Annotated in this window: 24 protein-coding genes; 18 read left to right on the top strand and 6 right to left on the bottom strand. The window is 43.7% G+C overall.

The features are described from left to right. Positions 1–325: 325 nt before the first annotated feature. Positions 326–1,582, bottom strand: a complete 1,257-nt coding sequence (locus R7Z50_RS09240; protein WP_017820237.1) for an aromatic amino acid transport family protein — start codon at positions 1,580–1,582, stop codon at positions 326–328. A gap of 379 nt (positions 1,583–1,961) precedes the next feature. Here R7Z50_RS09240 and R7Z50_RS09235 point away from each other — a divergent pair, with 379 nt between their 5' ends. From R7Z50_RS09235 to nirD, 11 genes are all read left to right on the top strand, one after another. Further along, on the top strand, positions 1,962–2,396 hold the full coding sequence (locus R7Z50_RS09235; RefSeq protein ID WP_017634213.1) for a GNAT family N-acetyltransferase: 435 nt from the start codon (positions 1,962–1,964) through the stop codon (positions 2,394–2,396). A 292-nt stretch (positions 2,397–2,688) separates the two neighbouring features. Continuing rightward, the gene (locus R7Z50_RS09230) at positions 2,689–5,352 is read left to right on the top strand and encodes a nitrate reductase (protein WP_318149034.1); all 2,664 of its coding nucleotides are present in this window, start codon (positions 2,689–2,691) and stop codon (positions 5,350–5,352) included. Between the two features lie 20 nt (positions 5,353–5,372). Continuing rightward, the gene (gene cobA, locus R7Z50_RS09225; RefSeq protein ID WP_017634211.1) at positions 5,373–6,278 is read left to right on the top strand and encodes a uroporphyrinogen-III C-methyltransferase; all 906 of its coding nucleotides are present in this window, start codon (positions 5,373–5,375) and stop codon (positions 6,276–6,278) included. Continuing rightward, positions 6,275–7,228, top strand: coding sequence for a glycosyl transferase family protein (locus tag R7Z50_RS09220; RefSeq protein WP_130545591.1), 954 nt, complete (start codon positions 6,275–6,277; stop codon positions 7,226–7,228). Before cobA ends, R7Z50_RS09220 begins: the two co-directional genes overlap by 4 nt. A gap of 229 nt (positions 7,229–7,457) precedes the next feature. Continuing rightward, the gene (locus R7Z50_RS09215; RefSeq protein WP_009704599.1) at positions 7,458–8,375 is read left to right on the top strand and encodes a dienelactone hydrolase family protein; all 918 of its coding nucleotides are present in this window, start codon (positions 7,458–7,460) and stop codon (positions 8,373–8,375) included. 73 nt (positions 8,376–8,448) lie between these two features. Continuing rightward, positions 8,449–9,030 (top strand): ANTAR domain-containing response regulator, encoded by a 582-nt coding sequence (locus tag R7Z50_RS09210; RefSeq protein ID WP_012842515.1) that lies wholly within the window; start codon positions 8,449–8,451, stop codon positions 9,028–9,030. 265 nt (positions 9,031–9,295) lie between these two features. Next, a complete protein-coding gene (locus R7Z50_RS09205) occupies positions 9,296–10,660 on the top strand; it encodes a CmpA/NrtA family ABC transporter substrate-binding protein (RefSeq protein WP_130545592.1) in 1,365 nt (454 codons plus the stop codon). Between the two features lie 72 nt (positions 10,661–10,732). Continuing rightward, positions 10,733–11,698, top strand: coding sequence for an ABC transporter permease (locus R7Z50_RS09200; RefSeq protein WP_053303689.1), 966 nt, complete (start codon positions 10,733–10,735; stop codon positions 11,696–11,698). An 11-nt stretch (positions 11,699–11,709) separates the two neighbouring features. Continuing rightward, a complete protein-coding gene (locus R7Z50_RS09195) occupies positions 11,710–12,546 on the top strand; it encodes an ABC transporter ATP-binding protein (RefSeq protein ID WP_005450080.1) in 837 nt (278 codons plus the stop codon). Positions 12,547–12,556: 10 nt separating this feature from the next. Continuing rightward, positions 12,557–15,076 carry a nitrite reductase large subunit NirB gene (gene nirB / locus R7Z50_RS09190; RefSeq protein ID WP_132936411.1) on the top strand — a complete coding sequence of 840 codons (2,520 nt, stop codon included), beginning with the start codon at positions 12,557–12,559 and terminating at the stop codon, positions 15,074–15,076. Then, positions 15,077–15,412 (top strand): nitrite reductase small subunit NirD, encoded by a 336-nt coding sequence (gene nirD, locus R7Z50_RS09185; protein ID WP_047123394.1) that lies wholly within the window; start codon positions 15,077–15,079, stop codon positions 15,410–15,412. 98 nt (positions 15,413–15,510) lie between these two features. Here the strand turns inward: nirD and R7Z50_RS09180 are convergent, their stop codons facing one another. Both R7Z50_RS09180 and R7Z50_RS09175 read right to left on the bottom strand, forming a co-directional pair. Then, positions 15,511–15,915, bottom strand: coding sequence for a PPC domain-containing DNA-binding protein (locus R7Z50_RS09180; protein WP_132936412.1), 405 nt, complete (start codon positions 15,913–15,915; stop codon positions 15,511–15,513). Between the two features lies 1 nt (position 15,916). Then, positions 15,917–16,492, bottom strand: coding sequence for a TetR/AcrR family transcriptional regulator (locus tag R7Z50_RS09175; RefSeq protein ID WP_005375904.1), 576 nt, complete (start codon positions 16,490–16,492; stop codon positions 15,917–15,919). A gap of 284 nt (positions 16,493–16,776) precedes the next feature. Here R7Z50_RS09175 and R7Z50_RS09170 point away from each other — a divergent pair, with 284 nt between their 5' ends. The 4 genes from R7Z50_RS09170 (at position 16,777) to R7Z50_RS09155 (ending at position 19,573) form a co-directional block, all read left to right on the top strand. Next, complete coding sequence (locus R7Z50_RS09170; RefSeq protein WP_005375905.1) at positions 16,777–17,391, top strand: glutathione S-transferase family protein; 615 nt, start codon at positions 16,777–16,779, stop codon at positions 17,389–17,391. Positions 17,392–17,611: 220 nt separating this feature from the next. Then, positions 17,612–17,872, top strand: a complete 261-nt coding sequence (locus R7Z50_RS09165; RefSeq protein ID WP_132936413.1) for a hypothetical protein — start codon at positions 17,612–17,614, stop codon at positions 17,870–17,872. A 29-nt stretch (positions 17,873–17,901) separates the two neighbouring features. Beyond that, entirely contained in the window at positions 17,902–19,131 is a 1,230-nt protein-coding gene (locus tag R7Z50_RS09160) for a PP2C family protein-serine/threonine phosphatase (protein WP_132936414.1), read from the top strand. Beyond that, on the top strand, positions 19,112–19,573 hold the full coding sequence (locus R7Z50_RS09155; RefSeq protein ID WP_132936415.1) for an ATP-binding protein: 462 nt from the start codon (positions 19,112–19,114) through the stop codon (positions 19,571–19,573). Before R7Z50_RS09160 ends, R7Z50_RS09155 begins: the two co-directional genes overlap by 20 nt. A 70-nt stretch (positions 19,574–19,643) precedes the next feature. On the opposite strand, the gene R7Z50_RS09150 is transcribed toward R7Z50_RS09155, so the two are convergent. The 3 genes from R7Z50_RS09150 to R7Z50_RS09140 all read right to left on the bottom strand — a co-directional run bounded on the left by R7Z50_RS09150 (position 19,644) and on the right by R7Z50_RS09140 (position 22,802). After that, the gene (locus R7Z50_RS09150; protein ID WP_025767706.1) at positions 19,644–19,835 is read right to left on the bottom strand and encodes a hypothetical protein; all 192 of its coding nucleotides are present in this window, start codon (positions 19,833–19,835) and stop codon (positions 19,644–19,646) included. Positions 19,836–19,869: 34 nt separating this feature from the next. Then, a complete protein-coding gene (locus tag R7Z50_RS09145; RefSeq protein ID WP_031781126.1) occupies positions 19,870–20,205 on the bottom strand; it encodes an Hpt domain-containing protein in 336 nt (111 codons plus the stop codon). Between the two features lie 446 nt (positions 20,206–20,651). After that, positions 20,652–22,802 carry a serine/threonine-protein kinase gene (locus R7Z50_RS09140; RefSeq protein WP_318149033.1) on the bottom strand — a complete coding sequence of 717 codons (2,151 nt, stop codon included), beginning with the start codon at positions 22,800–22,802 and terminating at the stop codon, positions 20,652–20,654. Positions 22,803–23,114: 312 nt separating this feature from the next. On the opposite strand from R7Z50_RS09140, the gene tagH reads away from it, so the two are divergent. The 3 genes from tagH to tssK are packed head-to-tail and all read left to right on the top strand — an operon-like array spanning position 23,115 to position 26,122. Then, a complete protein-coding gene (tagH, locus tag R7Z50_RS09135) occupies positions 23,115–24,308 on the top strand; it encodes a type VI secretion system-associated FHA domain protein TagH (RefSeq protein WP_054578971.1) in 1,194 nt (397 codons plus the stop codon). Positions 24,309–24,319: 11 nt separating this feature from the next. Further along, positions 24,320–24,775 carry a type VI secretion system lipoprotein TssJ gene (gene tssJ / locus R7Z50_RS09130; RefSeq protein WP_005375933.1) on the top strand — a complete coding sequence of 152 codons (456 nt, stop codon included), beginning with the start codon at positions 24,320–24,322 and terminating at the stop codon, positions 24,773–24,775. A gap of 21 nt (positions 24,776–24,796) precedes the next feature. Beyond that, the gene (gene tssK / locus R7Z50_RS09125; RefSeq protein ID WP_206969299.1) at positions 24,797–26,122 is read left to right on the top strand and encodes a type VI secretion system baseplate subunit TssK; all 1,326 of its coding nucleotides are present in this window, start codon (positions 24,797–24,799) and stop codon (positions 26,120–26,122) included. The last annotated feature ends 6 nt before the right edge of the window (positions 26,123–26,128 follow it).

Here is a 26,128-nt window from a genome sequence, read left to right as displayed (position 1 = left end):
AAAAATTACGTTTCTGTCATAAATATTTAATGTTTGTATGGGTTGTTAAAAAACTGGATATTAGACATAGTGTTATTAAGCCAATAAAAAATGGCTTTTATAATAAATAGGAGATTAACTATGCATAATGAAATGATTCAACCTTCGCACTTCGGCATTATCGGCCGTACCTGCATCGCTTCAGTACTTATGATTGCGGGTGTTTTCGCTCTTATTTAAGAGTCAAGCGTAACGATGATTACCTTTTAAAGAGTAAGAAAATTCAGGGAATCACCTTAACCTTGTGTAAGGTATTCCCCTGAAAATCCAAGCTAGTCTTTAGTTATTAGCTGAAGAAGCTAAAAATCAATGCACTTACCGCCACAATGCCTGCTGCTAGAACAAAGTAAGTAGAGACATTTCCTCGATATTGTTTCATCGCCTCGATTTTATACACCGCTAACATTGGCATAATAAATAAGATCATTGCAATAACAGGCCCTGACAATGCTTCCATCATACCAAGAATACTTGGGTTCATGATCGCGGCCGCCCAGATTGAGAAGAACAGTGCTGCCACGCTGATACGATCAACACGCTTCTCAGATAGGTTAAAATGCTTGTTAATTAAACCATTTAAGCTTTCACGCGCACCTAAAAAATGCCCAAGGAAAGATGAAGTGATAGCAACAAACGCTACTAAAGGACCAAGTGTTGCAATAAATGGATTATCGGTTGCGTTCGCTAAGTAAGACAATACGGATACGTTTTGTTCTTTTGCTTGAGCCAATTGTTCAGGTGACAGTGTTAGTACACAGGAAAATACAAAAATAAGAACAAAGGCAATCAGCATAATGCTAGTGCGACGAAGAATAACTTCGGATTTGGCATCTGCCTGCTTACCGTAATGGCGACGTTGTACATTTGCAAAGCTTGAAATTGCAGCTGCGTGACTAAACGAGAAAATCACTACAGGAACTGCTAACCACATAGTGCTAGCAAAAGCTGACGCTTCTGGCACATCCATGACAGGCATGGTCCAGTTCGGTATTAAGTAAAATGATAGAAAGGCAAGAATGGCAACAAGTGGGAACACCATGATGGCAAAGGCCCGTAGCATTACTTTTTCACCCGCCATCATAATAGCAATTAGTGCAAACACTAGTACGCCAGAAAGCAAAGGTCTAGGTAAAGAAGCCATATCAGCCTGATTTACCATGAAGCTATCTACTGTGTTTGTTATTCCAACCCCATATATCAACAGGATCGGGAAGATCGAAAGAAAATACAGCAGTGAAATAGAACGACCTGCTTTTGCGCCGAAGTGCTCTTCCACTACATCAGTGAAGTCTGCGTTTTTGATCTTAGAAGATAGTACAAAACGAGCTAAGCCACGGTGCGCAAGATAGGTCATTGGAAAAGCAAGTACTGCCATCGCGACTAAAGGCCAAAAACCACCAATCCCAAGGTTAATTGGCAGAAACAGGATGCCTGCGCCAACGGCTGTTCCAAATAGGCTAAGAACCCAATGTGTATCATGTTTTGACCAAGCTGTGGTTGTGTTTATTTCACTAGGATTTAAGGCATTTCGAGATTCTTTCACTTTAAAACTCGCTTTTATAAAAATAATAATGCTGAAAATGGTAAAGGTTTTAGTGTTTATTATCACACGCGAAGCTTGGTGAATAATGCTGTGAATTTGGGGTGGTTGTAAATTATCCAACTATGAATTTTTCAATAAACCAGAATAAAGTTCTTAAATGTAATGCATTTAATGGTTATATGTATTGAAATTTTCATCTTGTGTGGTTTTTGATTTTGCGGTTAAAACTTAATCACGGATGTATGTTCTAAGTGAGTTAGGCCTAATTTTCAGGAAGAATATTACATTTCTTAAGCACTTAATTGAGATGTTTGTGTCCCGTCATTTAGATGAGATTTAGGTATACTGCTGCCATTCATGTTAAAGAAGGAGTCATTGAATGGACATCTTGTCTGCGCAAAAAGAGGACTTATTTGCCATATATAAGCTCGAAAATACTTTATTTGGAGAACACGCCTATCCTCAATTTTTCTTTCGGCAAGCTTTTGATTGTTGGGGAGAGAGTTTACTGGTAGCAAAAGAGGGAGAGCAGGTCGCAGGGTATATATTGCTAACGACTAGCACAAATGCACATCAATATTGGATCATGTCATTGGCCGTCGATATTCAACATAGAGGTAAAGGTATTGCGCGTTCCCTCCTAGAAAACGTTATTGCGTCGTTGACGTTAGGCTCAAGCGTGAAATTGACTGTCGATCCTAAGAACCAACCTGCATTGTCTTTATACCTCTCCCTTGGCTTTAAAACGTTAGAAGAAGAAGCGCATTATTTTGGTGACGAAGAATCCAGGTTAGTTATGGAATTAGTAAAGTAATACTGCACGATAATGACCGAAATTTGCACACAATCAGTGCGTAGCATTACGTTGCTATAATTGGTTTTAAGCTAACCCTTTGTATGGTAAGGGTTTTTAATCTTGGCACCTCACTTGCTTTACATAAACGTTCATCGATAACTCGATGCGCCGCTCTTAATAGCAGGCGAGAGCGGTATAGGGTATTACTTTTTGAAAATGTACTAACAGCGTTAAAGGCATTGCTGCCTCTCTCGATTCGGGAGAGGCTTTTTTTTGCTAGTAAGTTGGGCTGAATCGCACTGGAGGTGTTATGTCGCAAGGATGCAAAAAAACCACTTGTCCCTATTGTGGTGTTGGATGTGGTGTCGAGGTCAATACGAAAGGAATCGTTGGGGATGTGTGTCATCCTGCAAATGCGGGATCACTGTGCGTGAAGGGTGTCGCGCTGGCAGAGAGCTTGAATATGCCTTCGCGCTTGTTGTATCCAAAGCTTGTCACCAAGCAACGACCTCAAGGGCAAGAGGTGCAATGGCAACAAGCCACGGATCTGATTGCTGAAAAGATTCATCAAGCGAAAGCGGAGTTTGGACCGGATTCCATCGCGATGTACGTGTCAGGGCAGTTGTTAACGGAAGACTATTACGTCGCCAACAAACTCATGAAAGGCTATGTTGGCAGCGCAAACATCGATACGAACTCGCGTTTGTGTATGTCTTCGGCGGTTGCGGCTCATGTACGAGCATTTGGTGAAGATGTCGTTCCCGTCAATTACGACGATATTGATAAGACTGAGCTATTGATCATTTGCGGTGCTAATACCGCTTGGACGCACCCTGTTTTATTCCGACGTATTCAACAAGCGAGAGAAAACAATCCTAACCTCAAGCTGGTGGTCATTGACCCGCGTGAAACGGTCACCGCACAGCAAGCGGATTTGCATCTACCGATTAAAAACGATGGTGATGTGTCACTCTTCAATGGGCTGCTCAAGTTTCTTATTGAACAACAATTGATTGATTCTGAATACATAAATTCTTATACCGACGGATTTAATGCACTTAGAGAAGAAGTTTCTGATTTGCGTTACGATGTCACTAATTTGACGTCTTCCATTGGCATTTCAGAAGAAAAACTCACGACATTCTTCCAATGGTTTGCGCAAAGCCCAACCGCAATTACGTTGTTTTGCCAAGGGGTAAACCAAGCCGAAAATGGCGTCGACAAAGGCAATGCAATCATTAATGCACACTTGGCGACGGGTAAAATTGCCAAGTCAGGTTGTGGGCCGTTTTCTATTACAGGTCAGCCCAATGCGATGGGTGGGCGAGAAGTCGGTGGATTGGCAAACCAGTTAGCGGTTCATCGTGCTTTTGACGCAAAGTCTATAAAGCAAGTGCAGGCGTTTTGGGATTCACCAGAAATTGCCACTCAGCCCGGTTTAAAAGCTGTTGAACTGTTTGAGGCGGTAGAACGTGGTGAGATTAAAGTTCTCTGGATCATGGCAACCAATCCTGTTGTCTCTTTGCCAGATAACCAATTGGTAAAACGTGCACTAGAGATTTGTCCGTTTGTGATTGTTTCCGATATCACAGCGGATTCGGATGTAGCGCATTACGCGGACCTATTGCTACCCGCCGCTGGCTGGGGGGAGAAGCAAGGCATGGTGACCAATTCTGAGCGTCGACTTTCAAGGCAGCGCCAGTTTCAAACGCCTCCCGGTGAAGCAAAATCAGATTGGTGGGCGATAAGCCAAGTTGGGCAAGCTCTGTGTGCATTGGAAAAGACACAAAATGGCTTTGCGTTTACTTCTGAGCGGGCGGTATTCAGGGAATATGCCGCGATGACAGGCATGAATGCAGATTCGCCATTGAAGCTAGATCTTTCTCAATACGCCAACTTAACCGAGCAAGAATACGAAGAGTGGGTGCCGACACAATGGGGAGGAGAGCGCCCTTTTGCTGATGGCGTCTATTCACACCCAGATGGAAAAGCGCGTTTTGTCGTGACCAGTGAATCTCCAACGCGCTTAGAAAGAACAAAAGGCTGGTGGCTCAATACGGGCAGGCAACGTGACCAATGGCATACCATGACGCGCACAGGGCATATCGCCCACCTTGCCGCATCAGAGTTAGAACCAACCGTGTACATGAACACGCTCTCTGCCACTCAAAATCGCTTAAAAGCAGGACAGCTCACCAAGCTGTTTCAGCCTGCTTCAAACACCGGTATTTATGCCAAAGTTGCCATTGATGAAGGTTTGGGTTTTCAGGAGCTGTTTATGTCAATGCACTGGGCGGGTCGATATGGCGGTGAAAGCAGTGTTAATGCGATAGTAAACAGCGCAAAAGACCCTATTTCAGGGCAGCCTGCATTTAAGTCGTCTTATGTTGAAGTGCAAGACGCCGCGGTCAAAACCTACGGTATGTTCATCGGTACACAGTTTGATTCCGGTAAATTTCTCTACAGCGCATTTCAAGCAGAAAGCAATTTGGGCATTTGGCGCTTTGCACATGATAAGCGACCAAAGAAGCAGAGTTTTTGTCTAACGGAAAAGAGCCGCAGAATTACGATAGATATTGTCCAAGGTTGGCTAGCGGTGGACTATGACCTTGTTGGAGACGTGCGTATCATTCGCTCTGTTTTGGTGGTGTCTAGTGAACCGATTCAAACCGACTACACCAACTTTACCGGCTTGATTGGCAAGCCGATGGAGCTATCGCAACTGCTTACCATCACTCAATCGCAAAGCAGTGCCAAACTGGTTTGTAGTTGTTTCCGCGTTACCGATAAACAAATACATGACGCGATGGAGAAACAAGACTGCACGTCAGTGACCCAACTTCAAAACAAACTCAAATGCGGTACTAACTGTGGCTCGTGCGTCTCTCAAATCAAACAAATGGTCGACAGCCATCAGCATCAAAAGGGCAAACAGCAAGCGAACCAGCAAAGTTTGGCTATTCAAATAAAGTAAGTCATAAAGAGGATAAGCACATGGAAGCGCCTTATCAAAAGTCTTGGTTTAAGAAAGGACAAGCGAGTCAGAAACAAGAACGCTCGTCTCGCTTTTCTAAGCATGATCAAGCAAGCAAACTGAACCAACTTTTAGAAGACCATTCACTAGACCTGGACGCGAACCACAAAGGTTTTGTCTCGATTGTCGGAGCAGGGCCGCACGATCCTGACTTGTTAACGGTAAAGGCTGTGAAAGCGATTATGTCGGCAGAGGTACTGTTGTACGACCGTTTGGTTAACAAAGATATTTTGGAGTTGGCTTCGCCACAAGCCGATTGGATTTACGTGGGCAAAAGATGCGGACAACCTAGTATTGGTCAGGAAGAAATTTGTGACTTGATGGTATCGCTCGCTCAACAAGGAAAGCGAGTTGTACGCTTAAAAGGGGGAGATCCTTTTGTATTTGGCCGTGGAGGTGAAGAGGCGTTAGCACTCGTCAAACACTCAATCGCGTACGAAGTCATTCCCGGCATTACCGCTGCGATTGGATGTTCAGCAAACAGCTTGATTCCGCTGACTCATCGTGGCGTTGCTCGTAGCGTTACCTTTGTGACGGGGCAAGTGGTAACAGGCGCATTTGAAGCGTGGAGCCAACTGATGCAAAGCGGACAAACGTTAGTCTTCTATATGGGGTTAGAAAAATCATCGCAAATACAAACGGGTTTAATAGGCTCTGGTTTGAGAGAAGATTTCCCTGTCGCGATCATCACTCATGGTTGCAGCCCTCAACAACAAGTGCACGTTACACAACTCAATCAGCTCAATGATTTATCGATTACACTTAAAGGCGTGAGCCCAGCATTGATTGTGATGGGAGAAGTTGTCAAACTGCGTGAACAACTAATAGAAACCGTACAGTCAGTGACGGAATACGAGGGAATATGAGCAGCATTTTGGAGTGTATTAGAACAGTCGGTCGTGGCGAACGTGGTAGAAAACCACTGAACTTTGACCAAGCGTTTCGAGTTATGGATGAATACCTAAACGGTGAGTGCGATGATGATCAGATGGCGATGTTATTGATGCTGATCCGCGTACAGAACGAGACTCAACAAGAAATCGCTGGCTTTGTGAAAGCATTCCAATCCCGCATGCCTGCTATTGGTGCAGATATTGATTGGCCATGCTATGCGGGCAAACGTGAAGCGGCAGGTCAGCCTTGGCATCTGTTGGCAGCGAAAATCCTTGCCGATAATGGCCACAAAGTGCTGATGCACGGATATCACGACCGTCAATCTGGTCGTTTACACGCTGAAGACTACCTCGACAAATTTGCTATCGAGAAAGCGGAATCAGCAGAAGAAGCAAAGCGTGTCTTAGAAACACAAAACATCGTGTATCTACCGCTCAGCGCATTTGCTCCACAAGCAGAAACCATGATCGGTTGGAAGAATCGTTATGGGCTTAGAACGCCGATTAATACCGTGGTTCGAGCATTGAATCCGGGGCAAGCAACGGTTGGTATTCGTGGTAGCTTCCATCCTGGTTTCCAACAACTTCATGCAGAAGTCGAATACGAGATCGGTCAAACCGCTCACGCTGTTGTGTCATTCAAAGGACAATCGGGTGAGTCAGAATACAACCCGAAAGTAAGCCAAACAGTATGGTTAAGCCAAACAAGCGGCGTGACATCGCACTACTGGACGGAGCAAATGCTGTCTGAGGTGCCAATGCCTGCGAACTGCCCGTTTGGGACGTCAGAAGATGACATGAACCAAATGGCGAATACGGTTCTCGCTACGATGACAGTGATCTTGTTTGCACAAATGCACGACAGGGAAAAAGCATTCGAACGCGCCTTCTCCTACTGGCAAGCCTATTGTGGCCAGCAATAACGCACTATTGTCAATTAATGTAAAACCAACGACGCAAAGTTGTTGAATCTGAATCCATTATCTATTGTTTGAAGAAGGTAAAAGATCCTAGCTCGCCAATGATGTGTTTCACCACCTTGCTCCGTATCAGAGTGGTGAAACCGCAGTTTTAGCCTCAATCGCGTTCGTTTCTCGCTGCGCTTTTGAGAATGAGAAAATCCCATATGGTAAGACACAGAGGACATGGATAATGGTTCTAAAGCATACCACTCCTAGTGAAAAGGCTTCTCACCCGATCCCGCAAGAAGCCTTCGATTGGTACGACGAATACGCCCACGGAAAAATCTCGCGCCGTGAGTTTCTTAATAGGCTGGGTGGTCTTGCTGTGCTTGGCTTTAGCATGACAGCACTGGTCGACGCGCTAACCCCTAATTACGCACTCGCAGAACAAGTTTCATTTAACGATCCTGACATCAAGGCAACGTACGAAACCTTTCCATCTCCAAATGGACATGGAGAAGGTCGCGGCTATTTGGTGATGCCACAGAAGAAGACTTTAAAATCGCCGACTGTGTTGGTGATTCATGAAAACCGAGGTCTGAACCCTTATATCAAAGATGTCGCAAGACGACTTGCAAAAGATGGCTTTATTGCTTTCGCTCCAGACGCACTTTATCCACTCGGCGGCTATCCGGGGAACGACGATGAAGGTCGCGCCATGCAGAAAGAGATGGACAGAGCCAAGATCGAACAAGACTTTATTGCAGCCGCTAACTTCCTCAAACAATACGAGGGTGGCAACGGTAAATTGGGCGCGGTTGGATTCTGCTTCGGTGGATACATTGTCAATATGCTTGCAGCGGTAATGCCTGAAGAGCTCGATGCAGGTGTGCCTTTTTATGGAACACCAGCTGCGCAAGAGATCCAAAAGCAAGTCAAAGGGCCGTTGATGATTCACTTTGCAGGGCTCGATAAGCGTGTTAACGACACATGGCCTGCTTATGAGCAGCAATTGATCGCAACCGACGCACAGTATCAAGCGTTAATGTATGAGAACGTCAACCACGGCTTCCATAACGACTCAACAGCACGCTACGCACCGGAAGAAGCAGCACTCGCTTGGGAGCGCACACTCGGCTTCTTCAAAGAACATCTCGCCTCTAGTTAAAACGCGTCTATTTTAGTTGGCACATTCCTTGTTATGTCTCTCTTAGTGAGTGAGATATAAACAAGGAATGTGCATGACTCAATCAACGTCAAAAACACCCATCATAGTATGTTGTGATAGCCTCCAAGAGCAGGCTCGATTGTCCGGCTTATTGAGCAAAGATTACGACAACATCATCGGTTGCCAATTGGCACAACTAGAAACGTTAATGCAACGAGAACCGTCAGCAAGCGTTGTGGTTGGATGGCAGCAACCAACCGCGGAACTGCGTTTGATCGTCGATTTCTGCCGCAGAAAATCGGCACCACTTCTTATCGTCTTAAAGCAGTTATCATCTAATGATATCAATCGGTTATCAGAAAAAATGGACTATGTGCTCATGCCGCACGATAGTGAGTTTGCGCTTCAGCCTTGGATTGAACATGCGACACTAGTGAGAGCGAAATTCGAAAGTATGCAATCGGAAATTGAATCGCTGACCCATAAGATTGAAGAGCGCAAGCTGGTGGAAAAAGCCAAAGGTCTGCTGATGAAGATGCACAGCGTTGATGAAGAACAGGCTTATAAAGCACTTAGAAATTCAGCCATGCAATCGAGCCAAACGCTCGCACAAGTTGCCAAGAATTTGATAACTACTTTGGAGGTGCTTGATTAGTTGCTCTACCACTTTGGGGTTGGAGTGCGTTTTCTAACGTGGTGCGTGTTGCACTATCAGCAAGCAATAACAGGGAATAACAAACGGCAAGATATACTAACTTATTGTATTTAATGTGAAAAATAAGTTGGCACAGTAATTGGAATAGTAGAATTGGGTTTATTGTTGAATCGCTTATCTCAATTATCAACGGCGGTAATTGTAGACTTAGCAACGGCGCTACTGCTCTTCGGAGTAGTGGCGCTTTTTTTATGGGAGCAAACCAATGAAATGGAGTTCGATGCTGAAAGTGTCAGCAATTTCGTTATCGGTATTCACCACGGTCAGCGTAAAGGCAGAGTTGGGTGAGCCAGAAATTGAAGACCTGAAGTTTGGTTTTATTAAGTTAACCGATATGGCACCGCTGGCGGTTGCTTATGAGAAAGGCTTTTTTGAAGACGAAGGCTTGTACGTCACTTTAGAAGCGCAAGCAAACTGGAAGGTGCTTTTAGACCGAGTCATCGACGGTGAGCTTGCTGGCGCGCACATGCTTGCTGGTCAGCCATTGGGCGCGACGATTGGTGTCGGCACAAAAGCAGAAGTGATTACCGCGTTCAGTATGGATTTGAACGGCAACGCAATCACGGTTTCCAATGATACTTGGGAGCAGATGAAGCAATACATTCCAAAACAACCAGATGGCAAACCTGTTCACCCAATCAAAGCGGATGCACTGAAGCCTGTGGTCGACAGCTATCTGGATAAAGGCAAACCGTTCAACATGGGCATGGTGTTCCCGGTATCGACGCACAACTATGAGTTGCGATATTGGTTAGCGGCAGGCGGGATTCATCCAGGCTTTTACGCACCAGAATCAGGCGATAACAGTGGCCAGTTGGATGCTGACGTTCTTTTGAGTGTTACACCGCCACCACAAATGCCAGCCACAATGGAAGCGGGCACAATCAAAGGCTACTGCGTTGGCGAACCATGGAACCAACAAGCTGTGTTCAAGGGCATTGGTACACCAGTCGTGACCGATTACGAGATCTGGAAGAACAACCCAGAGAAAGTATTTGGTGTTTCTAAAGCTTGGGCTGAGAAGTATCCAAACACGCACATTCGCGTAGTGAAAGCCTTGATTCGAGCGGCACATTGGTTAGATGAAAACGACAATGCCAACCGCCAAGAGGCAGTGAAGATGCTATCAAAAAGCGAATACGTCGGAGCCGATGCCGAAGTTATCGCCAACTCAATGACGGGCACATTTGAATATGAGAAAGGCGACAAACGAGACGTGCCAGACTTCAACGTTTTCTTCCGTCATAACGCCACGTATCCGTATTACAGCGATGCGATTTGGTATCTGACTCAAATGCGCCGTTGGGGACAAATCTCAAGCGAGAAATCCGATGATTGGTACATGGATGTGGCGAAAGAGGTTTACCGTCCAGATATCTACAAACAAGCAGCTCAAGCGCTAATTGAAGATGGTGTGTTGAGCAAAAAAGACTTCCCAGATTTTAGTGCTGAAGATGGTTTCCGTGCGCCACAAACACACTTTATCGACAACATCGTTTATGACGGTCGCGAGCCAAATAAATATCTAGAGAAGTTCTCTATCGGGCTTAAAGGAAAAGACAAGGTTTAACCATAACGATAAACGCCACAGGCGAGGGAATTCGCTTGTGGCAACAAGGATGTAAATTTCTTAGGAGTGAGTATGTCTAGTAATGTCATTTCCCTGTTTCCTGCTAAGCAGGTAGTGAACCGAAGTCGGCTGGTGCTTTTGCCCGTCATTGGCTTGCTGATCTTTTTGGCAATGTGGCACTTAGCAGCGAGAGAAGTGCAAACTTCATTAGGTACGCTACCGGGACCTGTGCAAACTTTTCAGCAGTTCAGCAACCTTGTCGATGACCATTGGCAAGAGCGAGAAAAGGAACAAGCGTTTATCGAGCGTCAGGAAAAGCGCAATGCTGCGAAGTTAGCGAAGAATCCAGACGCGGAAGTGAAGATTCGTCCTTACACAGGTAAACCGACGTTCTTCGACCAAATCGTGACTAGCTTAGTGACTGTGACCGCGGGCTTTCTGCTGGCGACGATTATCGCGATTCCGCTTGGCATCGTGCTTGGTCTTAATCAAGGGCTGTATCAAGCGTTCAACCCAATCATTCAACTGCTCAAGCCCGTATCACCTTTAGCTTGGCTACCCATCGTTACCATGGTTGTAAGTGCCACTTATGTGAGTGATGACCCGATGTTTGCTAAGTCGTTCATTAACTCTCTGATCACAGTAGCGCTATGTAGCTTATGGCCGACGCTGATTAATACCGCTGTGGGTGTAACGAGCGTTGATAAAGACTTAATCAACGTGAGCAAAGTGCTCCAACTTTCGTGGTGGCAGCACATTCGCACTATCGTTTTACCTTCTGCCATTCCAATGATCTTCACAGGTTTACGTCTCTCTTTAGGTATCGCTTGGATGGTGTTGATTGCGGCAGAAATGCTCGCTCAGAACCCGGGGTTAGGCAAGTTCGTTTGGGATGAATTCCAGAACGGCAGCTCGGCATCATTGGGGCGCATCATGGTGGCAGTCATCACCATTGGTTTTATCGGTTTGATGCTCGATAGAGGCATGCTGCAACTTCAAAAGTGGCTGTCTTGGAATAAACAACAAGCGTTGAGATAAGGGAAACGATCATGGAAAAAGCATTATTAGATCTAACGCGTTTAGGGATGCGATTCCCAACGCCAGATGGCGAGTTCATCGCGCTTAAGAACGTCGATTTACAAATCAATAAAGGTGAGTTTGTATCCCTAATTGGTCACTCTGGCTGCGGTAAATCAACGGTATTAAACTTAGTCGCAGGGCTACACATGCCAACAGACGGCGGCGTAATAGTCGATGGACGAGAGGTGGCAGGGCCGGGACCCGACCGCGCAGTGGTATTCCAAAACCATTCATTATTGCCTTGGTTAACCGTGTATCAAAACGTTGAGCTTGCAGTAAAACAAATTGCCGGCAAAAAGGGCAAAGCGTGGATTCAGGAACAAGTGAACCACTATTTGGAGTTGATTCAAATGCAGCATGCTGCGCACAAAAAGCCGGATGAAATCTCGGGCGGTATGAAGCAGCGAGTCGGCATTGCGAGAGCACTGGCACTTCAACCAAAGGTTTTGCTGATGGATGAGCCATTTGGTGCGCTGGATGCGTTGACTCGTGCGCACTTACAGGATGCACTGATGAAGATTCAAGCCGAGCTAAACAATACCGTCATCATGATTACCCATGACGTGGATGAAGCGGTGCTGCTATCTGACAAAATCGTGATGATGACTAATGGACCGGCAGCAACCATTGGAGAAGTGTTAGAAGTAAATCTACCTCGCCCTCGTGAGCGTGTAGCACTGGCGGATGATGCGCAGTATCAGAAGTGTCGACAAGCGGTGTTGAAGTTCCTTTACGAGAAGCAATCCAAAGTCGAGATTCCTGCTTCGAAAGAAGACAAACCCAAAACCGCAGCGCAAACGGCATAAGGAGGCAGCGATGAACAGTCCTTTAACGATTCCAGTAAAGAACGCATTGAGCCACATCGTTGTGGTAGGCAACGGTATGGTCGGGCAACACCTTGTCGAGCAATTAGTACAGAAAAACGCGCATTTGGAGCACCGAATTACCGTGATTGGTGCAGAGCGCTTTATCGCGTATGACCGTGTACAGTTGTCCTCTTTGTTTGCGGGTAAGTCTCATGATGATTTGATGCTGAGTAACCAAGAATGGTACGACATGCATGGCATCCAACTCGTACTTGGCAGCCAAGTAACAGGCATCGACAGAGAGCAAAAGCGCATTCTCCTTGATGGTGAAGATGTGCTGGGTTACGACGAACTTGTGCTCGCGACCGGTTCTTACCCATTTGTGCCGCCAATTGAAGGTAAAGACCGCGACAACGTGTTTGTCTACCGCACGCTTGATGATCTTTCACAGATCAAAAAGGCATGTGAAGGTGCAAGAACAGGCGCAGTGATTGGCGGCGGCTTGTTGGGTTTAGAAGCGGCAAACGCACTCAAACTGTTGGGGCTAGAAACTCACGTCATTGAGTTTGCACCTCGCCTGATGCCCGTACAGTTAGATGATGGTGCTGGCTTAGTGCTAAAAGAGAAGATTGAAGCGCTAGGGTTAACCGTACATACCTCGACGGGTACGGAACGAATCTGCGATGGTGAAACGGCTAAGCATCGTATGGTGTTTAAAGACAAAGATCCTCTCGAAGTGGATGTGATTGTCTTTTCCGCAGGTATTCGCCCTCAAGATGAGCTGGCAAAACTGGCTGAGCTGGAAGTAGGCGAACGAGGCGGTATTGTGATTAACAATCAATGCCAAACCAGCGATGAGAATATTTATGCGATTGGCGAATGTGCTCTTTGGGAGCAAAAGATCTTTGGTTTAGTCGCACCCGGTTACACCATGGCAAGAACCACTGCTGATGTCCTGACTGGAATGCCAAGCGAAGGTTTTAAAGGTGCAGACATGAGCACCAAACTCAAGCTGCTTGGGGTGGATGTGGCGTCTATCGGAGATGCACAAATGCAAACCGAAGGCGCACAAGAAATGGTCTTGCAAGATGCGGTAGCAGGCATCTACAAAAAGCTGGTGGTTGATGCGAGCGGCACCCAATTACTTGGTGCGATTCTCGTCGGTGATAACAGCGATTACGATGCGCTCTTACAGTGTTATTTGAACAAAACAGTCTTGCCAGACCACGCCGCGAACCTGTTGTTTGATACCGGAATGCTTGATGGAGAGATGCCAGACAGCGCCATCATCTGTTCTTGTCACAACGTCACAAAAGGTGACTTAGTTGCCGAGATTCAAGCCGGCACTACCAACCTGACGGACCTTAAAGCCAACACCAAAGCCGGTACTGGCTGTGGTGGGTGTAGCAATATGGTGAAGTCGGTATTGGATACTCAACTGGCAGCCATGGGGGTAGAGGTTAACAACCACCTTTGTGAGCACTTTGAGCTTAGTCGCCAAGAGATGTTCCATATTTGCCAAGTGGAACAAATCAAAGACTTCGACACCTTAATCGCACTGCATGGCAAAGGGCATGGGTGTGATATCTGTAAGCCGACAGCGGCATCTGTGTTCGCTTCTTTGTGGAATGAACACATCATGGAGCCTCAACATCAATCTCTGCAAGATTCTAATGATGCCTTTATGGCGAACCTACAAAAAGATGGCTCTTACTCGATTGTGCCTCGTGTTCCGGGTGGCGAAATCACACCAGACAAACTTATCGTACTAGGTGAAGTCGCTCAGCAGTACGATCTGTACACCAAGATCACTGGTGGTCAGCGCGTGGATTTATTTGGTGCGCAGTTAGAACAGCTTCCTGAAATCTGGCAAACCTTAATTGATGCCGGTTTTGAAACAGGGCACGCCTACGGCAAGTCGGTCCGCACCGTGAAATCTTGCGTCGGTTCTACGTGGTGTCGCTATGGTGTTGATGATTCAGTTGGATTAGCCATCGAGTTAGAGAACCGCTACAAAGGATTGCGATCGCCCCATAAGCTTAAGTTTGCCGTATCGGGCTGTACTCGTGAGTGTGCAGAAGCGCAAAGTAAAGACATTGGGGTGATCGCCACCGAAAACGGCTGGAATCTATACGTTTGTGGTAATGGTGGCATGAGACCAAGACACGCTGATTTGTTTGCATCCGACTTATCCAAATCAGAGTTGATCACCATGATTGACCGAGTTTTGATGTTCTACGTCAGCACCGCTGATCGCTTACAGCGCACGTCAGTGTGGATGGAGAACATGGAAGGGGGCCTAGACTACCTTAAACAAGTGATTTTGGATGACTCTCTCAACCTATGTGATTCTTTGGATGAACAAATGGCACGAGTCGTAGATACCTATCAATGTGAGTGGAAGAGTACGTTGGATAATCCTCAAAAATTGCAACGCTTCCGTCCTTTCTTGAACAGCACGTCGGGCAGCAAAGTCTTGCCGTACCAACGTGTGCGCGGTCAGCGTATTCCCGTGAAACAGGAGGTGTAAATGGCAGCTTTAACCAAAGTGAAATTGTGTCAGCTTGATGACTTAATGCCGTTTATCGGTGCCACTGTATTGATTGAAGGCGAGCATGTGGCGTTATTCTACATTCCTGATAACGGTGTTTACGCTGTTCAGGATTGGGACCCAATTGGTAAGGCTTATGTGATGAGTCGAGGGATTGTCGGTGATATTGATGGTGAGATGTGTGTTGCATCACCACTGTATAAACAGCACTTCAGTTTAAAGAGTGGGCAGTGTTTAGAAGACGATGCGCACTGTCTAAAAACATGGCAAGTAACAGTCGACGATAATCAGGTTTGTTACTTAGTCGAAGAATGACCCTCGAAACTAGCTTGCTCGAAATGAGTAAATTCTTAGCGTAAGAGACAAGCGAATAAAGCTCCAGAGACAGCACAGTATGGCTCTGGAGCTTTTAATTATTTGGAAGGGTTCACTTGTAGTTCGGTATAGCCAGTCGAGTCGTCCATCGCTCTAGTGAACTCAAGTTCTGAGTAAGAATGGATGATCAATTCCGCGGTGGTATCTATAACCGTGCCTTCCATTAAATGCCCACCCCAAACTCGTCCTTCACGATCAGACACCGAGATATGAACGTGTTGATGTTCAGGCGTTAGAGTTCCCATCACAGAGACGATTTCAAATGGCTCATGTTTGGTTAACGTACTCTCTGCACCTGCCAAACGAAGGTTGAGGTCAGAGACACAGCCAACGCATGAGGCAATCGAGCCAGCTTTGATACCATGCTGCTTGACCAATTTCGCAAGGCTCAGCTTTAAGTCCATGCCTTTGGTAAGACGTACTGCTATCACTTCAATCGACATGTCACTTCCTAATCAAAACCAGCAAGCAGGAAAGCGCGGTATCCAAGTCGGCATAACGTTTAGCTTTGCCAAGTACACGCATACCTTGCATGTTGTTGAGAACAAAACGAGCAAGCTCTTCTGGTTTAAGCGTTTTTGGCACTAAGGTTTCCTTTTGCGCATTGGTCAGCGCATCCGCAATGATGTCGATAAGATGGTCAAACAAAAAATGCCCTTTGCGCAGTACGTCATCGTCTTCGCCAGCGTGCTCAATCAACGCATTTTGAATAAAACACCCACAGTTCCGTTTGCGTTGCAGCTCAGCAAAAGATTTAAGGAACGATTCCAACTCAGGTAAAGACGCGTCGTCTTTTTCCAAATCATTCAGTGACGGTAGCGAGACTTTTTTTAAGTAAGTATCGAGCGCTTCGTAGTAGAGCTGTTGCTTGTCACCATAGGTGTTATAAAGACTGAACCGGTTGATGTTCAACTCGTCGGTGAGATCCGAGATAGACGTGTTCGCAAAGCCCTTGCGCCAAAACACATCCATAGCCACGAGAAGCTTTTCATCTCGGTCGAAGTTGGCTTTTCTTGCCATAAATTACCTGCCTGGGTCTGCTTATCGGGTAATTAAATTGCTTTGGAGGGATGGTACAGAGAACCTCTAGCGTTCGAACTGAACCAATATGATGAATACCCATCTATTCTTGGGTATCAGCCCCCAAATTCATGTGAACTCACAAACGGCATCAAAAATCTCGCTCAGCAAACAGACCCACAACTGTTTGAAAATTTTTGATAGTGAAGTTCTTGACTGATCGTTTATAAACTGACTACAGTATATCCTAACCAATCGGTTAGAAAAAGATAAAAGGATGTGAAATGAAGCTCTATGAAACCGCAATGACTCCAAGTTGTAAGCGAGTTAGCATTTTTCTAAAGGAAATCGGTGGCGAGGTTGAGCGAATTGCGCTGAACGTTCGTGAGGGCGATAACCTATCTGAACCGTTTAAATCGAAAAGCGTGAACGGCAAAGTGCCTCTACTAGAACTGGATGATGGTACGACGATCTGTGAAAGCGTGGCGATTTGTCGCTACCTAGATGAAGCGTTTGAAAATGATCTGGCGCTGTTTGGTGCTAACCAGCTCGAACGTGCTCAGGTGGAAATGTGGCATCGTGTGGTGGAGTTCCAAGGACTAAATGCGGCATTTCAGGCGTTTCGAAACATGACCGGAGTTTATGGAGACAGAGAACGTTGCGTTGAAGCATGGGGCGAAGAATCAAAACAACGCGTCTACGAATTTCTGCCCGTCTTAGACAAGCGTCTTGAACATAATGATTTTATCGCCGTAGACCATTTTACTATCGTCGATATAACAGGCTTTATTTTGATCAGTTTCGCAATTAAAGGCCTAGAAATTGATGTGCTATCGACGTCGCCAAACATTGCTCGATGGTATAACCAAATTTTAGCTAGACCTGCATTTCAGAGTTAATGTATTGCAGCGAGTGGATGATAGCTCGCTGCTACCACCTTACCGATTCTTAACTCAGCAGGATATTCAAATTTTCTCAGATTTTTCTTATTTTTTCTCCTATCGCCTATAATTGGAAAAACAACCTCAATTTGCTTCGTTGCGTTTTAGAGCCTCGAGCTCTTGGTCCGTAGACGCTCTCTTTCATCATGGAAAGTCTAGTAATAGACAAGGAGAGGTCATGAGTATTCAAGTGAAAACTATCAATAATATTCTAATAGCCCTGTTAATGGTTTCGGTTTTTGGTCTATTCGCACTGTACCTCAATTACATACAGCAGGATGAACAGATTGAAAGGCTGCAAAGTCAGTTAATCGAAAAAGAGCATCAGATACTAATTTCTAATGAAGCGTTGTCTTACACTCGATATCAACACCAATTATTAGCCGAAGACTACAGCCGTTTTAGAAATGAGCAGTCAGTGACTAGTGTTTTGCGTTAGCCAGTATAGCAACTGTATTAAGGAGGAAGATGAAACCCATTCTTTTGGTCGATGACAGTAAAACAGTACTGCTTTACATCAGCAGTGCATTGGAAAAGCAAGGCTATGAAGTGGTTGCAGTTGAAGACGGAAGAGCGGCGCTTGAAGTGCTAACCCACCGCCCTGATATTCAGTTTGTGCTGAGCGATTTAATGATGCCTAGAATTAATGGTATTGAATTGTGTCGCCAATTAAAATCTAAAGTTAGCGAACGTTACATTTTCTTTGTTCTACTGTCTTCTAGAAATGACCAAAGTTCGATCGTGAAAGGCATTGATGCTGGCGCAGATGATTTCGTAGATAAGAAGACGTCTGTAGAGGAACTTCAGGCCAGAATCCGTGCGGGGTTTCGTACTTTAGAACTGCACAACAAACTCGTTGAGAGAAATAAAGAGCTAGATGCGGCCTATCAAACAATTCACCAAGACCTACAGTCTGCTAGTCATCTGATGGAGCAACTACTCCCTGCTGAATCAACTATTCAGAATGTAAATTTTAGCTATGTCTACAAACCATGCTCCCAGATTGGTGGTGATATGTTGGGGTATTTGGAGCTCGATGAACGACATGTTGCGTTTTATGTATTTGATGTTTCTGGTCATGGTATTTCTTCAGCTTTGATGGCTTTTTCTATTCAACAGACGCTATCTCAAAGTCAGGGGCCTGATTCGATCACGATGGAGTTGAGAGATGACGGCTATTGCGTAAGTGAGCCTGCATCTGTGATTGAACGGCTAAATCGGCGTTATCAGCAAACTAGAAACAGTCAACTTTACTTTACTATGGCTTACGCCATTCTTAACACAAAATCAGGGCAACTTAGCTATTGCACGGCTGGCCACCCCAGGATCTTAGTTTGGCGAACGAGTACGAAAACGATGGAACAGATAGGTGACGATAACTTTATCGTTGGTGCAATGCAGCCGATGGAATATATCGGTAACCAAATTAGTCTGGATGAGGGCGATGCATTGTGGCTTTATTCGGATGGTTTGATTGAAGCGAGGCAGGGTGAGGAGATGTTTTCACTACAACGATTGGCATCGAGTATAAAAGCTGTTTGCACGCTGACAGTTGAAGACCAAGTGGGAGACGTCTTTAAAAAAGTACAATCTTGGCATAACGAAGATGAGTTTGATGATGATGCCAGCCTTTTACAGGTAAAATGGCATGGTGAGAGGCTCGATTTTAAGGAAAAGAATGTCAAAGAGCGAATTTAAACGAACTTACGGGAGCTCCCTTACTCACTCACGAAGTGCGAGCAAAGACGTTGTTCGGTTTTTGATGGGTCATCAAATCCCCTTAAATGCAATTCAATCATTGGAGCTTTGTGTCGTTGAACTCATGAATAACGCTTATATTCATTCTTACAGTGAAATAGATGGCCTACCAATTGAAGTGGAGTGTAGGGTTGGGGATGACCAAGTGTCCGGTTTCGTGGAACTGAGAGTCTCTGATTGCGGAGCGCCGATCAATGAAAAGACGTTCATCCAACATAAAAATAAACAGATTGAGGCACCTAACTTAATGGATGACGATAGTTGGTCCTCCTCAGGTCGCGGACTGATGTTAGTCGCTCAATTATCTGACCTGTTTACATTGGAAAAAGGTTTCGAAAACAATACGTTTGTTGTAGTGAAAAGGAATAGGGAGATAAACTAACAACCAAGCAAAGTCGATTTGCTTCACTTGGTCCCTAGCGTTAATCTGACGGTTGCGTTGTATATCATTGTTATTTTGTATTCGTTGTTGGTGCCGGTGATAGTAACGCCTCCAACTCTTCTGGTGTTAGAATATCACTGATGTTTAACATATTACTTTCATCATCTAGCGCCATCTTTGTACGGCTAAGTAAGTACCTTTTTTGAGTTGGTGTTAAGTCTTTGAGAGACTCAATCAACTCCCTGAAATTGCTATTATTCATTGCCATATTTCCCCCAGTTAAGCCTTGAATTTCTTTATTGCATATTCTTCAAGTAAGTGAAGATTTGTTGATTAATTGCAGCTAGCTCTTTAGTAACTATAGCTATATCTGAGCTATCTGGCGCTGTATCGTTTCTGGTTTTTTCTTCTATTCTTTGAAACGCAATGACCGCGGTGTCTTCTCCGAAACTCTCTAGAATGCCCTTTAAACTATGAGCTAATAGATAGAGTTCTGACCAACATTTGCTTGCATATAGCTCATCTATACGCTCTATATCATTCGTGTGATCTTCAAGGTATGTAGAAAAAACAGTGACGATCAGATCTACGTCGTTATCCATGTATGTATTGAGAACATCAAAATTAATCATGTATACCCCTATTAAACGTTGAGGTAGAGGAATGTTTCGGATAATGAAGGCTTAGCCGAAGGTATGAATGGCATAACCAGTATTTGAGCAGAAATAGTTTGCTTGTCGCTTGAGATAAACTTACAAAAAGAAAGTCATTGTTAAAGATATTTTGACTTATATCCAAACGGCAATGGTCGAAATGTAGGGATGAAAAAACTTCAACTCGCGTGTTTTTAACACAAGTAGCAAAGGGGATGTTTCCAAGTAAAACGCCGAGTCGGTAAGTGTCTTGCAGTCCTAGTTTAAGGCTATCGTTACATACGGACGCCAGACGTTCGCCAACTTTGACTATTCCTTCAGTCAAGGCTAACTCTCCTCATTAAGTACAAGTATAAATTAGCAATCTAGTTGCATATTGGCAAGTAATCTACGGCAAAAAAGGGACTCGCGTCCCTTTTGTATTACTAGCTTTGCTTAGAGTCCTGTTCTATTTGCTTCATAAGCTCGTTGGCTTTCTTCATAGCGCGTCTTGCGCTTGAAGTCCTTCGCTTATTAAGCAATATATCGGAGAAGCGTAAGTATTTATCAGCAGTTTTGAATCTTAAATCGTTAACATCCTGAAAACCAATAGGAAAGTTTTTCGAGAACAGATCCACATCCTTCACCAAGTTATCGAGATGAGTTGTCGTCCTTGCCTTTTCTAGGCGAGAATAAAAGTTTTCAAACTCTTCTTGGAACAGGATTCTAGCGGCATCTTCTGGAAACGGTAGAGGGCTGTTGGAATCTAGCGCTGTCTCATATAATTTCATTTCCAGCACTGCATCTTTCATCGCATTACTTATCTGTAAGTTCTCTTGATGCTCTTCTACGTTTGAAAAGAAGGTGTTCCCAACCTTAATAAGAGCAACAAGTGCAGCTGCGTCTTTCTTTTTGAGTGCTTCAGTGAGGTGCTGACCGAAAACATCGCTAGATAACGAACTTGGCGTGAAAGGATAACCTTGATGAATCTGATTTAACTCATCCTTGAGCTCATAGATGGATTTACTGCCGTCTTCTTTACTGTACCGAGACTTTTCAAGTTGACTGTTGATTTGCCTTGCTATCGAAAGTAACGTGGAGTGCTTGCTTGACTGAATATCTAAGGCAAGAACTTCTATTTTATGTGAGTCAGGGTAGTAGGTTTTTGCTTTATCAAGTATGGACTCAATTTCATCATAATTCGGGTAGTTGTTGGCATCAGAATTCAAAACCTGATCAATTTCAGATTCAAACTCGCTGAGAATATAGGTCTTGTGTAAGCGTAATAAGCCAGCCTTAACGACTGGATGTAAGCTTTTTTCACTATCAATCAGTGCCAAACTTTTTTCTGCTGGCGTATCAAGCTGCCACTCTTGTCCGGCAATTTGATCATTTTGCTTGCTAATAACGGTTTCCAAATTGGTGATGGTTTCTTGTTGCTGCTGATAACCAAATACAATGCCGCTAACTAATAATATACTCGCTGCCGCGCCGCTAGCGATAGGCCAATAGCGCATATTCAATTTGCGTTTCAACTGCTCAGGGGTCAGTTCGTTCGGAATAATGCCAGTTGAAAATACGCTTGAAAATATTGGCCACTTAGATGCAGGCATGTTAGTTGGTTTAGAGACCTTGATCTTCTTTTTGAGAGCTTCATTAACTGGAGTTCTTGCGTAAGGGTGTTTGCAACTCAATAGCTCGTAAGCAATACAAAATAGAGCAAACATATCGTCGCTTAAGTTCGGTTCCTTACCGGATAACAGGTTGAGTGATGCATAGTTGGGAGTATAACCAAGCGTTTCAACATTTTCGGATTTACGTTTAGCCGCATATTGATCCTGCTTTAATTGATGAGTTTTAGATACACCAAAATCAAGCAACTTAACGTTACCGTCAGACGTTAAAATCACATTAGCGGGCTTTAGGTCGGCGTGCACTACACCAAGAGAGTGAGCATATGAGAGTGCATCGAGTACCTGATTTAGGATTGATAAAGTTGCATTAAACTTCAGCCCATGGGGCCTAGAACGCTGTATTAAACTCTCTAATGTTTCTCCGTTAATATACTCCATAACTAAAAAGTATATTTCGCCATCAACACCAAAATCAAAAACCCTAATGATATTAGGGTGGCTTAACCTTTGAGTTTGTTGAGCTTCACGTATTAACATGCGTGCAGTCTCTGGTTGAGAAGCAAACTCTTTCTGTAATATTTTTAACGCAACGTAGGGTGTTTCTGAACCTGAAGATTCAAGAATCCTATCTTTAGCTAAGTAAACATCGCAAAGCCCACCATGCCCAATAACCGACTCAATTTCATACCGATTTTTAACGGTCGCTCCTATTAAGCTTTCGTTAATAACATCTTTGTTATTATTTAATGAGTCATCTTTATTGTTTTTTTTCTTATTAACTAACGGAGTGTTTTCTTTTTGAGACAGTTTTGTATTTGTTTCATTTTTATTTTTAACGGAGGTTTCATTATTAGTGAGTTTGGTTGATTTAATTGCATTGTCTCGTTTTTGAGTCTTTACAATTTTAGTTTTATCTCCGCTTTCTTCGTTATTTATAGAATTGTTTTTATTACTGTCTTCCATCACAAGAACTCCGTATAAATGATGGGGGAATATATACCTTTCTGCTCAATGAAAAGTCATTATGTTAGAATTTCTCGGCCAAACTAACATTCGTTTTTTTATTGATGAAAGTCTAAGTGTCAAAAATTTGAACTTGGTTGGATAATTAAAATTGTTGAACAATACGTGATTGCTTTGATAAAAAAATGATTCATTATTCCGTGCATGATTTTCAATGGCAGTATTAAGATTTTTATTAATCTTACTGTTAATAAGAAAGTAGTTAATAATAAAATTAAAAATAATATCTAGCAGGTCTTTGGCGAGGTTTACATGAAGTTGGTTTTAACCATAACAAGTTTTCACAAATTTACTCCAGAGATTGAGAGTGAGTTCGTGTTTGAATCAAGTGATGAACATGCCAAGGTTACATTTGGTAGGTCTGAACAATGTGATTGGACACTACCAGATCCTGAAAGAGTGGTATCCGGAACCCACGGAGAACTGATTAAGTTTGGTGACAAATACTTGATAAAAGACCTCTCAACTAATGGTACTTTTGTAAATAATGCTGTAACTCCTGTGGGTCAAGGAAATGAAATAGCACTAAGCGATGACGATATGGTTAGCTTAGGGGATTATCAAATTTCAGTTTCTATTCAAACAGATACAGATGTAGTCAGTCTTGAGACAAGTAAAAGTCTTTCTAGCGCACCCCCTGAAGTAGTCTCAAGTCCATCGGAAGCAGAATTTGTTGACCTAGGCCTTAGTGCTAGTGAACTCTTAAACGAAAGTGTTCCTTCTGATTTTCAGCTAGATATTGGTTTAGTCGATGATTTTATTGATATCCCAAAGCCCGAAAAACAGAGCACCGTATCTGAAACTTTACCGAAAGTTAACCGACAATCAGAACACCTATCGACTCCCAACTTTGATACCAATGGGGGTGAACTTGCGGCTTTTGTTAGAGGGGTGGGTATAGATCCAATGATGATTCCCAGCGATAACCGAGAGGAATGGTTCGAACAACTGGGGGAGTCATTTTCTTTGATGCTAGTTGGTTTAATGGAAACACTGCATAACAGAGCAGTGTTTAAACAAACAAATCGACTTAGTCATACCGCATTTCGTAAGTCAGAAAATAACCCTTTAAAGTTTTCTGCAAACTTAGAAGATGCGATTCATAACTTATATAACCGTCAAACCGCTAGCTTCTTAAAGCCAAATGCAGCCATTAAAGAAGCATTTAATGACATCGAAAGTCATGAGCAAGCCTTAATGAAAGGTGTTGAAGGTACGGTTTCGAGTGTTATGTCACTTGTTGAACCTACTTCTATATACTCAGATGCTTTAGCGAAAGACACGGTTATTAATAAGGTTATTCCAGCTAGGAAATATGCTCAAAGTTGGAAGAGGTTTGAGGATATTCATGAAAAGCTATCCGATGATATTATCAATAAAGAGTCTCCGTTCTATTTAGAAGACTTCGCTAAGCACTATGAATTAGCATTAAAAAACAAAGGCTAGGAATTAGGGTGATGAAAAAGTTTTACCAATATATTTTGTTATTAATTTCAATAGCTTTATTTGGGTGCTCAGCAGCGAACCTAGTTGTTGATCCATACTCAGATTTAGAAATAGCAGCAAGTCATAACATTAATCCTGATTCAAACGGCAGGCCTTCTCCTGTAGTGGTGTATGTATTTGAATTAACGTCAAATACCATTTTCGAAAGCCAGGACTTTTTTTCTATTTATGAAGAAAGTGAAAAAGTCTTAGGACCTGATTTAGTGAATAAATATGAAGTTTCATTAACTCCAGGTCAGAAAGAAACATATCAAGCAAGTATGTCTCCAAAGACAGAATATTTAGGTATTGTCGTAGCGTTTCGAGATATTGAAAACTCAAATTGGCGACAAGTCATTAAAGTGGATAAGACCGGTTACAACACATATCAAGTATTGTTAGAAGATCTGTCTTTGGTCGTTAAATAACGTTTAGTTGGCTAATTATAAATGACGCAATACTCCAAGACGGCTTGGTGCGAAGGAATGTTTTTACGTCCCCAGCACTTCCAGCAACAAGAACGCGCAACCTCTCAAGAATTCAAGGGCTTACATCAGTTAGGTGGGGCTTACAATTGGGGAGTTTGGAAATGTCGAGTAAAAAAACACGCGCTAAAAGATGGTCTTATTGAACTTGAGCATCTTGAAGCTGTTTTGCCAGATATGACGTTGGTTAATACGTTAATATCCAACGATTCAGTTTCGCCTCTACTTATTGATAAAAACACTGAAAATACGTTAGTAAAAATAACTCTCCCTCTTTCAAGTGTTACAGGTAAAAACGTTTCGGATGTAAGCGAATCGATCGTCTCTCGTTATGTACTTCAAGATATCGACGTGATAGATAACCTTACAGGACAAGATGAAGAAACCATCCAAGTTGCAGCCCTTAACCTAGAGTTGAAAGCGAGTAATGACAAATTAGCGGGTTATGTGGAGTTACCTATCTTAAGGATCAAAGAGGTAACTCCTGAAGGGGAAGTTATACTAGACGATGAGTACGTTCCTCCGCTTATCAACCTCCTTAGCGACAAAGTTATGTCAGCTTATCTACGTAACGTTATCGCGATGACAAAGATGCGTGCTGACGTTATTGCACAGCGCTTGATTAAGGGTAAGTCTGCATCGGCATCTGCTGTTGATTTCATCATGCTCCAAATGCTGAACCGATATGAGGCGAAGTTAAAGCATTTCAGTGAGTTAGATAGGTTACATCCACTGGAATTAGCGACGACACTTAAAGGTTACATTGGTGAGTTAGCCACTTTTTCTAATAAAACTAAAAGAGTCCCAAGTTTGCTTGCGTATGATCACTTAGATGTATCAAGTGTCTATAGCGAGTTGAATCAGATACTCAGTCAGTACCTCAGTGTTGTCCTTGACCACACTGCGACCAAACTTCCGTTGGAGCCTCGCCAATACGGTATTCAAGTGACGCCGCTTCCAGATAAACGCTTGCTTGAGTCATGCCAATTTGTGCTAGCAATTAAAGCAGACACCACAACAGATGAAATAAGACGCCTGGTCCCAGCGCAACTCAAGTTTGGCCCGGCAGAACAGATTCGCGATCTAATTAATAATCAGATCAACGGTATAAACGTAGTGCCGTTGAGTGTCGTCCCGAGACAGATTCCTTACCAAACGGGCTATGTTTATTTCGAAGTTGTCAAGAAAGGGCCATTTTGGATGAGGCTAAAAGATAGTGGCGGTATTGCGCTTCACCTATCAGGGCATTTTCCGAATGCTGAACTTGAGCTTTGGAGTATTAATCAATAGGCGCAC

It is taken from the genome of Vibrio sp. 1249-1 (assembly GCF_033340495.1).
Note: the sequence above shows the minus strand (reverse complement) of the source record. Positions and strands in the feature narration are given on the sequence as shown.